The sequence below is a fragment of the Pseudomonas sp. IT-P294 genome (genome assembly GCF_949767865.1).
GTDB lineage: Bacteria > Pseudomonadota > Gammaproteobacteria > Pseudomonadales > Pseudomonadaceae > Aquipseudomonas.
Window position 1 is genome coordinate 660,927 of the sequence record NZ_CATKQW010000022.1, and the last position, 12,219, is coordinate 673,145.

The 12,219-nt window shown below is 59.8% G+C and carries 11 protein-coding genes; 2 read left to right on the forward strand and 9 right to left on the reverse strand.

All coding sequences use genetic code 11. The features are described from left to right. Positions 1-42: 42 nt before the first annotated feature. The 3 genes from choV to ACM6I0_RS18195 all read right to left on the reverse strand — a co-directional run bounded on the left by choV (position 43) and on the right by ACM6I0_RS18195 (position 3,077). Complete coding sequence (choV, locus tag ACM6I0_RS18185) at positions 43-1,221, reverse strand: choline ABC transporter ATP-binding protein (protein WP_259153659.1); 1,179 nt, start codon at positions 1,219-1,221, stop codon at positions 43-45. Continuing rightward, on the reverse strand, positions 1,218-2,063 hold the full coding sequence (gene choW, locus ACM6I0_RS18190; RefSeq protein ID WP_033060358.1) for a choline ABC transporter permease subunit: 846 nt from the start codon (positions 2,061-2,063) through the stop codon (positions 1,218-1,220). Before choW ends, choV begins: the two co-directional genes overlap by 4 nt. A 66-nt stretch (positions 2,064-2,129) precedes the next feature. After that, positions 2,130-3,077 carry a choline ABC transporter substrate-binding protein gene (locus ACM6I0_RS18195; protein WP_414922942.1) on the reverse strand — a complete coding sequence of 316 codons (948 nt, stop codon included), beginning with the start codon at positions 3,075-3,077 and terminating at the stop codon, positions 2,130-2,132. Between the two features lie 435 nt (positions 3,078-3,512). Here ACM6I0_RS18195 and ACM6I0_RS18200 point away from each other — a divergent pair, with 435 nt between their 5' ends. Next, on the forward strand, positions 3,513-4,889 hold the full coding sequence (locus tag ACM6I0_RS18200; protein ID WP_285432729.1) for an L-serine ammonia-lyase: 1,377 nt from the start codon (positions 3,513-3,515) through the stop codon (positions 4,887-4,889). Between the two features lie 511 nt (positions 4,890-5,400). Beyond that, positions 5,401-6,504: a GlxA family transcriptional regulator gene (locus tag ACM6I0_RS18205; RefSeq protein ID WP_090178827.1), complete on the forward strand. Its 1,104-nt coding sequence runs from the start codon at positions 5,401-5,403 to the stop codon at positions 6,502-6,504. A 136-nt stretch (positions 6,505-6,640) separates the two neighbouring features. Here ACM6I0_RS18205 and ACM6I0_RS18210 read toward each other — a convergent pair whose 3' ends face one another. The 6 genes from ACM6I0_RS18210 to ACM6I0_RS18235 all read right to left on the reverse strand — a co-directional run bounded on the left by ACM6I0_RS18210 (position 6,641) and on the right by ACM6I0_RS18235 (position 12,102). Continuing rightward, positions 6,641-6,904, reverse strand: a complete 264-nt coding sequence (locus ACM6I0_RS18210) for a hypothetical protein (RefSeq protein ID WP_090178830.1) — start codon at positions 6,902-6,904, stop codon at positions 6,641-6,643. A 384-nt stretch (positions 6,905-7,288) separates the two neighbouring features. Continuing rightward, complete coding sequence (locus ACM6I0_RS18215) at positions 7,289-8,452, reverse strand: gamma-butyrobetaine dioxygenase (RefSeq protein WP_285432727.1); 1,164 nt, start codon at positions 8,450-8,452, stop codon at positions 7,289-7,291. Between the two features lie 14 nt (positions 8,453-8,466). Then, a complete protein-coding gene (locus ACM6I0_RS18220) occupies positions 8,467-8,943 on the reverse strand; it encodes a thioesterase family protein (RefSeq protein ID WP_414922943.1) in 477 nt (158 codons plus the stop codon). 135 nt (positions 8,944-9,078) lie between these two features. After that, on the reverse strand, positions 9,079-10,044 hold the full coding sequence (locus tag ACM6I0_RS18225; RefSeq protein ID WP_414922944.1) for an L-carnitine dehydrogenase: 966 nt from the start codon (positions 10,042-10,044) through the stop codon (positions 9,079-9,081). Positions 10,045-10,196: 152 nt separating this feature from the next. Next, a complete protein-coding gene (locus ACM6I0_RS18230; protein ID WP_017341199.1) occupies positions 10,197-11,084 on the reverse strand; it encodes a 3-keto-5-aminohexanoate cleavage protein in 888 nt (295 codons plus the stop codon). A gap of 73 nt (positions 11,085-11,157) precedes the next feature. After that, positions 11,158-12,102: a choline ABC transporter substrate-binding protein gene (locus ACM6I0_RS18235; protein WP_090178843.1), complete on the reverse strand. Its 945-nt coding sequence runs from the start codon at positions 12,100-12,102 to the stop codon at positions 11,158-11,160. Between the last annotated feature and the right edge of the window lie 117 nt (positions 12,103-12,219).

The following is a 12,219-nucleotide window of genomic DNA, read 5'->3' on the forward strand; positions in this document are numbered from 1 at the left end:
AAAACGCCGCGATCCTCTCGCGGCGTTTTTGTGTCTGCTGCCTTACCCCAGGTTCTTGCCGAGCAGCGCGTGATACAGCTCGCTGTCGCCGAGAATCCCGACCACTTTGTTGTTGTCGTGCAGCACCAGTTTGTTGCCGGTCTGATAACGAATCTGCAGCGCATCGCGCATGCCGATGTTGGAGTCCACCAGCGTTGGGCGACGGCCCAGGCCTTCAACCGCTTGCCCTGGAATCCAGTTCTGCAGATCCAGGCTCGCACCGTTCTGACGGGCACCCTTGATGGTGTTGCCTTCTGCCAGGTCCAGCCACGAATCGCCGCCCGGATCGAGGCAGACGGAGCCGTTGATGCGTTTGCAGTTGTCCAGGGTGCGCATCAGGCTGCGACCGCACAGAACGTTCAGCGGGTTGGTGTGGGCCACGAAGGTCCGCACATAGTCGTCCGCCGGGTTCAAGACGATCTCTTCCGGCTTGCTGTACTGGATGATCCGGCCGTCTTTCATGATCGCGATACGGCTGCCGAGCTTCAGGGCCTCATCGAGGTCGTGACTCACGAACACGATGGTTTTGTGCAGCTTGCGTTGCAGTTCCAGCAGTTCGTCTTGCAGGCCTTGGCGGATCAGCGGGTCGAGTGCCGAGAACGGTTCGTCCATCAGCAGGATGTCGGCGTCCATCGCCAGGGCGCGGGCCAGGCCCACACGTTGTTGCATACCACCGGACAGCTCGTTGGGTTTCTTGTTGCGCCATTGGGTCAGGCCCACCAGCTCAAGCTTGTCGTCCACCAGTTTGCGCCGCTCTTTTTCAGGGCGACCCTGCATTTCCAGACCGAAGCTGATGTTCTCGCGAACGGTCAGCCAAGGCATCAGGGCGAACTTCTGAAACACCATCGCAATGCGCTTGGTGCGCATCATTTTCAGTTCTGCCGGGGTGCAGGAGGCAATGTCTATCTGCCTGCCTTCGTGCTCGACGAACAGCTTGCCACGGCTAACCGTGTTGAGGCCGTTGATGCAGCGCAGCAGACTGGACTTGCCGGAGCCGGACAGGCCCATCAGTACGCAGATTTCACCTTTTTCGACGTCCAGGCTGGCCTTTTCCACGCCAACGATCTGCCCGGTCTTTTTCAGGATCTCGTTACGGGTCATGCCTTGATCCAGCAGCTTGAGAGCCTCGCGTGGATCCTTGGAGAAGATAACGTCGACGTTATCGAAGCGAATAATGCTCATGCGTCACCCCCTACTTTAGCTTCGGGTTGTTTGCAGATACGGTCGAGCATGATCGCCAGCAGTACGATCGCCAGGCCTGCTTCGAAGCCCAGGGCGATATCAGCAGTGTTCAGTGCGTTGACCACGGGTTTGCCCAGGCCGTCGGCGCCCACCAGTGCCGCGATCACCACCATCGACAACGACAGCATGATGCACTGGGTGATACCGGCCGCGATGCTTGGCATGGCGTGGGGCAGTTCGATTCGCGAGAGCAGCTGACGTCGCGAGCAGCCAAAGGCCTTGCCCGCGTCCATCAGTTCTTCCGGAACATCGCGAATACCCAGGTAAGTCAGGCGGATAGGCGCGGCAATCGCGAACACTACCGTTGAAATCAGGCCCGGGACCACACCCAGACCGAAGAGGGTCAGGGTAGGAATGAGGTACACGAAGGTCGGCACGGTCTGCATGAGATCGAGCACCGGACGCATCAATGTGTAGAACATCGGTTTGTGCGCAGCGACGATGCCCAACGGCACGCCGATGACTACGCAGACCAGGGTCGCGAAGAGCACCTGGGCGAGGGTTTCCATGGTTTCCTGCCAGTACCCCAGATTGAGGATCAGCAAGAAGGAGGCGATGACGAAAACGGTCAGCCCCCACTTTCGTTGAATGAAGTGTGCCAGTAGCGCGATGAGGCCGATCAATGCCAGCGGGTTGAACCAGGTCAGCGCAAAAGTCACGCCGTGGATCATCGTTTCCAGTGACACGGCGATTGCGTCGAACGTGCTGGCGCCGTGTTGCGTCAACCATTCAACGAAGCCCGCGATGTACTGGCCTAAAGGGATTTTCTGATCAATCAGCATGGTAGTGAACGTCCGCATGCAAGGAAATAAACAGCCCGGGCGAGCGAACCCGCCCGGCGTAAGCGATTACTGCGCGAGCTTGGCTTTAACGGCCTCCAGGCCTGGTTTACCGTCAATGGTGGTCACGCCAGCGAGCCAGGTATCGAGGACCTGTGGGTTCTTTTTCAGCCAGGCCTTGGCGGCCGCGTCAGGCTTCATTTTGTCATCCAGGATGTTGCCCATCAGCGAGCTCTCCATGTCGACTGTGAATTCCAGATTTTTCAGCAACTTTCCAACGTTGCTGCATTCCTGGACGTACCCCTTGCGGGTGTTGGTCGCCACGGTGGCGGCACCGAAGTCCGGTCCGAAGAAATCGTCACCACCGGTGAGGTATTGGATCTTGAAGCGTTTGTTCATCGGGTGCGGCGCCCAGCCGAGGAACACCACGGCGGTGTCGCGTTTTTGGGCGCGGTCAACCTGAGACAACATGCCGGCTTCGCTGGACTCGACCACTTTGAAACCAGCGTCTTTAAGGCCGAAGGCGTTCTTGTCGATCATACTCTGGATCAGGCGGTTACCGTCGTTTCCAGGTTCGATGCCATAGATCTTGCCGTCGAGCTCTTTCTTGAATTTGGCGATGTCGGCGAAGTCATGCAGCCCTTTGTCGTACAGCGCTTGCGGCACGGCGAGGGTGTACTTGGCGCCGGTCAGGTTGGTGCGCACGACGTCGACGGTGCCGGCATCACGATAAGCCTTGATGTCGTTTTCCATGGTCGGCATCCAGTTACCGAGGAACACGTCCATGTTCTTGCCGTCGGCCAGGGACTTGTAGGTCACCGGCACGGAAATCATCGTGGTTTTGGTCTTGTAGCCGAGGGCGTCGAGCACGACGCTGGTGGTGGCGGTTGTTGCGGTGATGTCCGTCCAGCCGACATCAGAGAAGTTTACGGTACTGCACTGAGCGGGTTCTGCAGCTTGAGCCAGTAACGGCAGACTCAGCATGGCGGCCAACAACAACGACGGGGAACCTTTCATGGATGGACTCCTTGGTGTTTTTTTTGGCAGTGTTCCGACTGGACCACCGCACTTATAGGTTGCGGTTGGATGGCGTTTTGGAGACAGCTCTACCACGGCGCCTTGCAATCGAGTCGATACGATCATGTACCAGTGAAAATCTGACGCCTACAGGGGGCGTCGTAACCAGTACAGGGATGGTCGCATCCAGTGTCGGTGACGTCGTTTACAGCTTTTTTCAGCCATTTTTTCCCCTCTGATCCGCTAAAAAACGGCGAAAACATTGCGTCGCCGCCTCGCGGCGTTAGTGGGCATGAGTGCGTCGGTGTGAGACGTCGAACGACATGACAAAAGCCTGATGATGCGGCCATCTCGGCGGATTGCAGCTTGAGCGTAGCAGCTCCGCCACTGGGCGCCTTTGCGTCTGGAGTCGGCACATCCAGGAGTTCGGCAGTAATGGCTATCAGCGTTTTCGACCTGTTCAAAATCGGCATCGGCCCATCCAGTTCGCACACCGTGGGGCCTATGCGGGCCGCCGCGCTGTTCGTGCAAGGTTTGCGCGAACAGGGTCTTTTGGAGCAAGTACGGCGCGTCGAGGTTCAGCTTTACGGGTCGTTGTCGGCCACCGGCATCGGTCACGGCAGCGACAACGCGGTGATCATGGGCCTGATGGGCGAGTGGCCGGATGCGATCGATCCGTCGCAAATCGGCATTCGTATCGAAACCTTGCGCGAAACCCGCACCTTGTTGCTCGACGGTCGCTTGTCGGTCCCGTTCATCTGGGCCCGGGACATGCGCCTGATCGACGAAAACCTGCCATTCCATCCCAACGCGATGACTTTGATTGTCGAAGGCGATCACGGCGAGCTGCATCGCGACACCTACTATTCCATCGGTGGCGGTTTTGTCGTCGATGAAGCGCAGGCGTCCAGCGGCGTGGTCGATCTGGACAGCACGGTGTTGCCGTACGATTTCTCCAGCGCTGCCGAACTGCTCAGCCTGTGTAAGCAGCACAACCTGCGCGTGGCTGAACTGATGATGGCCAACGAAAAGGTCTGGCGCAGCGAAGAAGAAATCCGCAGCGGCCTGATGAAACTCTGGCGCGCCATGCAGGATTGCGTCGAGCAGGGCCTCAAGCACGAAGGCATCCTGCCCGGCGGATTGAATGTGCGTCGTCGTGCGGCCAAATTGCATCGCAGCCTTCAAGAGTTGGGTAAACCCAATGTCATCGGTTCGACCTTGAGTGCCATGGAGTGGGTCAACCTGTTCGCCCTGGCGGTCAACGAAGAAAACGCCGCTGGCGGGCGCATGGTGACAGCGCCGACCAACGGCGCGGCGGGGATCATTCCGGCGGTGCTGCATTACTTCATGAAGTTCAGCGAAGCAGTGACGGACGCCAACGTAGTCGACTACTTCCTCAGCGCCGCTGCGGTGGGGATTCTGTGCAAGAAAAACGCTTCGATCTCCGGTGCTGAAGTCGGTTGCCAGGGGGAAGTCGGTTCGGCGTGTGCGATGGCGGCGGCGGGGTTGGCAGAAATCCTCGGCGCCACGCCGGAGCAACTGTGCAACGCGGCGGAGATCGGCCTGGAACATAACCTCGGTCTGACCTGCGATCCGGTGGGCGGGCTGGTCCAGGTGCCGTGCATCGAGCGCAATGCGATTGCAGCCGTAAAAGCGATCAACGCGGCGCAGATGGCGTTGCGCGGTGATGGTCAGCACTTTATCTCGCTGGATCGGGTGATCCGGACCATGCGTGACACCGGTGCGGACATGCATGACAAATACAAAGAGACATCACGCGGCGGGTTGGCGGTCAGCGCGGTTGAGTGCTGACACCGAGTCGACCCCAATCGCGAGCAGGCTCGCTCCGACAGGGAATGCAATCAATTGTGTGGCGAGCCTGGTCGCGAGACGCCAGACCAGTCAAAACTGCGCACTAAGTGAACACCCAAATTAAAACGCGCCACGTTTTGGCGCGTCGCTTACAGATAAGTGACTGACCCACGGCCAGGGATCCAAGTTGGCCATTACCGCCTGTCGACTGTGCCTGCGGTGACACTCTCCTTCAGGTCGCTGTAGCCCTGTTCCCACAAGTGCTACCGATTTGCTCAAGCCCAACGGGGCAGAGCGCCTCCCGCCGATAATGGCACTTATAACCCCCACTCTGCGCACGGCTTATATAGACACGCCGCGACGTCGTTTTCAGGAGTTATTGAATGGCCATTCAATTTTAGGCATGGCAATTGCTCTGTCATTACAAAGCCCGTCTCCCACGCGAGAACGATGGCAATAACAAGAGCCTCCGCCTGAGGCCATCACCCGCTTTGTGTGAGGAGATACCGCGATGACGACGTTCAACTCGGGGGCCCAACCCCAGAACCGTGCGCCTCAATCCATCGGCTTTCTGCTGCTGGACAATTTCACGCTTATTTCTCTGGCCTCCGCAGTAGAACCTCTGCGCATGGCCAACCAATTGTCCGGTCGCGAGTTGTATCGCTGGTCGACGCTCACCGTCGATGGCGGTCAGGTCTGGGCCAGTGATGGTCTGCAGATCACCCCCGATTGCTCCATGCACAAAGCGCCACCCCTGGACACCATCATTGTTTGCGGCGGTATCGGCATCCAGCGCACTGTTACCCGTGAACACGTGTCATGGCTGCAAAGCCAGGCTCGCCAGTCGCGCCGTCTTGGTGCGGTCTGCACCGGCAGCTGGGCCCTGGCGTGCGCCGGCCTGCTGGACGGATTCGATTGCAGCGTGCACTGGGAATGCCTGGCTTCGATGCAGGAAGCCTTTCCTCGTGTGGCCATGAGCACCCGCTTGTTCACCCTCGACCGCAACCGTTTCACCAGTTCCGGTGGCACCGCGCCACTGGACATGATGCTGCACCTGATCAGCCGCGATCACGGTCGTGAACTGTCCGCCGCGATTTCGGAAATGTTCGTCTACGAGCGCATCCGCAACGAGCAGGATCACCAGCGCGTACCGCTCAAGCACATGCTGGGCACCAATCAGCCAAAACTGCAGGAAATCGTCGCGCTGATGGAGGCCAATCTGGAAGAGCCGATCGACCTCGATGAACTGGCGGTGTATGTCGCTGTTTCGCGTCGTCAGCTGGAGCGTCTGTTCCAGAAATACCTGCACTGCTCGCCATCGCGCTACTACCTGAAACTGCGCCTGATCCGGGCTCGGCAACTGCTCAAGCAAACGCCGATGTCGATCATCGAAGTGGCGTCGGTCTGTGGCTTCGTGTCCACGCCGCACTTCTCCAAGTGCTACCGCGAATACTTCGGCATTCCGCCACGTGACGAGCGCGTAGGTTCGAACACCACGCAACAGGTGGCGATGATGCCGCTGCCGCAAGCCTTGGTGCTGTCGCCGTTGTCCGGGCCGTTGTCGGCGTTGAGCCAGGCGCGCAATGAGTCGACGTTCGCCAGCGTCCGTCTCTAGTCCTTCGACCTGATCGTTCCCACGCTCTGCGTGGGAATGCCTCAATGGACGCTCTGCGTCCGCTTCGGCAGGGACGCGGAGCGTCCCGGGCTGCATTCCCACGCAGAGCGTGGGAACGATCAGTGTGAGAAAGTATTCAGGCGCTACGGCTCTGTTGATAGGCCGCCAAGGCTGGCAACAATTGCTTGTCGATCGCCTGGCGTACGGCCGGCAGGATGGTCGCGCTGCTGGTGTACATCTGCTTGACCATCGTACGCAGCGTCATCGCCCGTTCATCGTTCAAACCGCGCACTGCGCACTCGCAAGCCTGCTCGGCCGTGGCCCCGCTCGGCACTTGAAAACCCAATGACTTCAACTGGCCCAACAGGTCTTCCTGGTCTATCAAATCGGCGTGCATCATGACGCAATCCTTCTTTAGGGAACGGTGTCTTGGTTCGATTCTCATAGGGGTGCGAGGTGGCGGCAAGGACGATTTGTCGCAATGGCCGCAATACCTATGAACAGGTCGTTTTCGGCTAACTTGCCAGAGATGAGAGTGGGCACACTGGATTCAGCTGGCTACACGAAGGTTTGGTCACCCTCGCGCAACGGCTCCTCAACAGTACCCTCCTCAGCTCCGATCTTGTCACGGCTTGATCGGGGTTTTTTTTGCCTGTGAATCAGGAGTTTTGAGGTGTCTGGGCTGACGCCATCGTCGGAACGCCGCCCGGAGCAAGCCCGCTCCCACAAGATTGGCGCAGTGCCTGTGGGAGCGTGGCTTGCCCGCGATGAACGATGACGCGGTCTAGCGTTGCAACACCAATATCCGTGACAACAACTCATCACGATCGATGTAGCAACCCTGGAAATGCCGGGCCCCGGTGGCGGGGTCGAAGGCGTTGCGGGCGTGTAGCGTGCGACGGTTATCGAAGCACCACAATTCGCCGGGGTTGAGCCGCGTCATCACCCGGAAGCGCGCTTCGCGGGTCATGGCAATAAAGCGCCGATAAGCGCGGTAGAGCTTGGGCATGTCTTCCATCGACGCATCAAACGGCCCGCGCAAAAAGTTCGCCATGCGGATCTCCGAAACCTGTCCCAACGCATCCAGGGCGATGATCGGCGCCAGGCAGCGATAGTCGCTGTGGCGGTCCTTGTTGCGAAACTCCACGGGGATGTCGCACAAGGCTTTGAACGACTCGGGATCTTCCTCGCGCAAGGCGTGGGCAATGGCGAAACCGTCGACGAAAATGCTCTCGCCGCCCTCGGCATCATTGACCAGGCAATGCAGAAATTGCAGCCCCGGTTGCAACTCCCGGGTCGGCAAGTCGCTGTGCAGCGGCAGGTTGAAAGCGGTGTAGGCGTTGCTGTCGGCATCGGCCTTGGATTGCACGTTGAACAGCACGCCGAAATTGCTCTCGCGGATGAAGGAAATCCGCTGGGCAATCAGCTTCAACGAGCCGGGTTCGGTGGGCACGCCACGCACTTGAGTCAGGCCGATGTCGCGCACCGCCAACAGCCATTGCAGCAAGGCGTCGTTGTCGTTCATCAGCGCCTGGTAGTCGAATACCGGCAGCTTCAGGTTGCTGTTCCACAGCTGGCTTTTGGGCTTGGCGGCGCGACGTTCGGCGCGGGACTCGTCGTCATAGGCGTGGGCGCGTAACCAGCCAGGATCGAAGCGGCTGAGGTGGCCGTCTTGCCACTCGACGTTGAGGCAACCTTCGGCATCGACGTGTGCCTTTGACGGCGTCAGGTCTTGTGCGACATCGACGATTTCCAGCACCTGTTCGCGCGTCACGGTGTAGACGCACAACGGGCACGGGCAGTTGTCGCGCAACCATTGGTGATGGAAAGGGCTGAGACGACCGTCAGCCCATTGCACGTGAATGCGGTCCGCCAGGGTTTGCACGGCGGTCAACGCGCTGATCAACGGGTAAGTACGGAAGTCGGCAAAAGCGGCGGCGGTGTTCAATGGCGATCTCCTTGTTATTTTTTAGGCGGTAACGCGATCACTCGGCCAATGTAGTCGGGGGCGGGAAGGTCGGTTTGCTCGGCGACGATGGCTTGCAGCTTGCTCAGCGTGACTTCGCTGAACGGTGCTGAGCGCGGGCCGGCGAGGTCGACGTGGAGCAGCATTTGCTCGTTGCCGGCCAGTTCCTTTTTATCTCCCACCAGATGCAGGCTGTGATAGAGGTGCAGGCGTTTGCTGTCGTGGCCGATGATCTGGGTTCGCACTTCGACGTCGGCATCGAGCTTCACTTCGTGCAGGTAATTGAGGTGCAGCTCTAGGGTAAACAGCGAGTTGCCGCTGGCTTCGCGATTGTTGCTGTCCATGCCCAGCCGATCCATCAGGGCATCGGTGGCGTAGCTGAAAATCAGCAGGTAGAAGGCGTCGCGCAGGTGGCCGTTGTAGTCGACCCAGTCGGGGATGATTTTGGTTTGGTAGGTGGTCAAGGCGGGCATGATGAGTGATCCAAAATGTGTGGTGACTGGATGGCCCCCATCGCGAGCAAGCTCGCTCCCACATTGGTTCTGTGAACGACGCAGATCAACTGTGGGAGCGAGCTTGCTCGCGATGGGGTCGGTCCTGCTGGCTCATTATTCGCTGAAGGCCATCCCATGCTTCTCTTTGGTGGTCTTCACCGCTTCGAGCACTGCCAGCAAGCAATCATCACGATAGCGCTCCAGCGCCGAAATGCTGTGTTTGCCCAGCTGATCGCTTGTGCCGTCGACCACGTCATCAATCAGCTTGTCGGTCAGTTCCGGTGCCGGCAGATACGTCCACGGCAACTGCAATGCCGGACCGAATTGCGCCATGAAGTGCCGCATGCCCGCATCGCCGCCGGCCAGGGTGTAAGTCAGGAAGGTGCCCATGAACGACCAGCGCAGGCCTGCGCCAAAGCGGATCGCGTCGTCGATTTCACCGGTGGTCGCCACACCGTCGTTGACCAGGTGCAGCGCCTCGCGCCAGAGCGCTTCGAGCAAGCGGTCGGCGATAAAACCGGGCACTTCCTTGCGCACATGCAGCGGACGCATGCCTAAGGATTCATACACTTTCATCGCCGCTTGAACGGCTTCCTGCGCGGTGTTTTTGCCGCCGACCACTTCCACCAACGGCAGCAGGTACACCGGGTTGAAGGGGTGGCCAACCACGCAGCGTTCCGGGTGCGTCGAGCTCTCGTAAAACTCGCTCGGCAACAGGCCCGAAGTGCTCGAGCCGATCAGGGCATTGGGCTTGGCTGCCGCGCTGATTTTGCTGTGCAGTTCCAGTTTCAGGTCCAGACGCTCGGGGGCGCTTTCCTGAATGAAATCGGCATCGCGAACACACTCTTCGATGGTCGCGACAAAGCGCAGACGGTCCTGCGAGGCACCCGGTGCCAGGCCTTGTTTCTCCAGCGCGCCCCACGCATTGGCGACGCGTTTACGCAGTGCGGCTTCGGCACCGGGCGCCGGGTCCCAGGCCACTACGTCAAGGCCGTGGGCGAGGGCGCGGGATACCCAGCCGCTGCCGATGACACCGCTGCCCAGGGCGGCGAAGGTTTTGATTTCGGTGATGAAGGTCATGGCGATGTCCTGAATTTTGCTCAAAAAAACTGTGGGAGCGAGCCTGCTCGCGATGGCGGTTTTACTGCCGCAGATGATGCGTCGGATGTACCGACGTCATCGTCGGAACGCCGCCCGGAGCAGGCTCATTCCCACAGGGGGAAAGGGTGGGTTCAACCGCGCTTGGTCAGGCCCATTTTTGCCCGGCCTTCAGCCGGTGTCAGAACCCGGGCGCCGAGGCGGCTGAGGATTTCCGAGGCGCGTTCGACCAGTTGGCCGTTGGTCGCCAGTACGCCCTTGTCCAGCCAGATGTTGTCTTCCAGCCCGACTCGCACGTTGCCACCGAGCAGCACCGCTTGCGCCGCCATCGGCATCTGCATGCGACCGATGCCGAAGCCGGCCCACACCGCGTTGGCGGGCAAGTTGTCGACCATGGCTTTCATGGTGGTGGTGTCGGCCGGCGCGCCCCATGGGATGCCCAGGCAGAGCTGGAACAGCGGGTCGTCGAGCAGGCCTTCCTTGATCAACTGTTTGGCGAACCACAGGTGACCGGTGTCGAAAATTTCCAGCTCGGCTTTCACGCCCAGCTCTTGAATGCGTTTGGCGCCAGCACGCAACTGGGCAGGGGTGGACACGTAGATGGTGTCGCCGTCGCCGAAGTTCAGGGTGCCGCAGTCGAGGGTGCAGATTTCCGGCAGCAATTCTTCAACGTGAGCCAGACGGGTCAGCGGGCCGACCAGATCGGTGTTCGGGCCGAACTCCATCGGGTTCTCGCCAGCGCCAATTTCCAGGTCGCCGCCCATGCCGGCGGTGAGGTTGACGATGATGTCGACGTCCGCCTCGCGGATGCGCTCCATCACTTCACGGTACAGCGCCACGTCACGGCTGAATTTGCCGGTTTCGGGGTTGCGTACGTGGCAGTGGACCACCGTGGCGCCAGCCTTGGCCGCTTCAACGGCGGCTGCGGCGATTTGTTTCGGGGTGACCGGCACGTGTGGGCTCTTGCTGGTCGTGTCGCCAGCACCGGTGAGTGCGCAGGTGATGATGACGTCGTGGTTCATTTGATGGTTCCTTGCAGGCGTGGTGGTCCCGTTCGCAGCCCGGTCGGGCTGCGAATCGGTGGTTCGGTTCGGTTTATTTGCTGGTCAGTTGCAGGTTTTCAGCCGCCGGTTTGCCATCGAAGGTGGTCACACCTTCCAGCCAGCGTTGCTTGTCTTGCGGGTGATCCTTGAGCCATTGCTTGGCCGATTCGAAGGCATCCTTGTGATCCAGCAGCGGCTGCATCATCCGGCTCTCGTCTTCGGCGGTGTACGTCAGGTTGCTCAGCAACTTGCCGATGTTCGGGCATTGTTGCGCGTAGTTCGGCGAGGTAACGGTCCAGACGGTGGCCATGCCTTCGTTCGGGCCCAGGGCATCTTCGCTGCCGGTGAGGTAGGTCATCTTCACGTTGACGTTCATCGGGTGCGGCGCCCAGCCGAAGAACACAATGGCTTCGTTGCGTTTGGTGGCACGGGTGACCGCCGAAAGCATCCCGGCTTCACTGGATTCAACGAGTTGGAATTTGCCGAGGCCGAACTGGTTCTTGGCGATCATTTCTTTGATCTGGGTGTTGGCACCCGAACCTGGCTCGATGCCGTAGATCTTGCCGCCCAGTTCTTTTTCGAACTTGGCGATGTCGGCGAAGGTTTTCAGGCCCTTGTCGGCAAGGTAAGTCGGAACGGCGAGGGTGGCGCGGGCGTCTTTGAGGCTAGGCGCTTCAAGCACTTTGACCTGCTTGCCATCGACGAACGGGGAGATGGTCTGGGTCATCAGCGGATTCCAGTAACCCAGGAACAGGTCCAGGCGCTGGTCGCGGATCCCGGCGAAGATGATTTGCTGGGAAGCGCTGGTTTGTTTGGTGTTGTAGCCGAGGCCGTCGAGCAATACCTGGGTCATGGCGCTGGTGGCGATTACATCGGTCCAGTTCACGACGCCCATGCGCACGTTCTGGCATGAAGCAGGTTCGGCCGCCATGACACTGGCGCTCAGGAAAGCGGTACCGCTGAGTGCAAGAACACAGCTGCTGATCAGTCGTTTCATCTCAGGTTTCCTCGGCAGTTCGTTATTGTGGGTCCGGTCGTCTTTGTGCGCCGGTGATGCCAAGTTACGCAGCTTAAGGCCCGCTAAAGCGCACTGCGGCGACCAGCTCTTGCACTG

Coding starts and splice junctions, on each gene's coding strand:
- choV (WP_259153659.1), bottom strand. CDS start 1,221: ATGAGCATTATTCGCTTCGATAACGTCGACGTTATCTTCTCCAAGGAT.
- choW (WP_033060358.1), bottom strand. CDS start 2,063: ATGCTGATTGATCAGAAAATCCCTTTAGGCCAGTACATCGCGGGCTTC.
- ACM6I0_RS18195 (WP_414922942.1), bottom strand. CDS start 3,077: ATGAAAGGTTCCCCGTCGTTGTTGTTGGCCGCCATGCTGAGTCTGCCG.
- ACM6I0_RS18200 (WP_285432729.1), top strand. CDS start 3,513: ATGGCTATCAGCGTTTTCGACCTGTTCAAAATCGGCATCGGCCCATCC.
- ACM6I0_RS18205 (WP_090178827.1), top strand. CDS start 5,401: ATGACGACGTTCAACTCGGGGGCCCAACCCCAGAACCGTGCGCCTCAA.
- ACM6I0_RS18210 (WP_090178830.1), bottom strand. CDS start 6,904: ATGATGCACGCCGATTTGATAGACCAGGAAGACCTGTTGGGCCAGTTG.
- ACM6I0_RS18220 (WP_414922943.1), bottom strand. CDS start 8,943: ATGCCCGCCTTGACCACCTACCAAACCAAAATCATCCCCGACTGGGTC.
- ACM6I0_RS18225 (WP_414922944.1), bottom strand. CDS start 10,044: ATGACCTTCATCACCGAAATCAAAACCTTCGCCGCCCTGGGCAGCGGT.
- ACM6I0_RS18230 (WP_017341199.1), bottom strand. CDS start 11,084: ATGAACCACGACGTCATCATCACCTGCGCACTCACCGGTGCTGGCGAC.
- ACM6I0_RS18235 (WP_090178843.1), bottom strand. CDS start 12,102: ATGAAACGACTGATCAGCAGCTGTGTTCTTGCACTCAGCGGTACCGCT.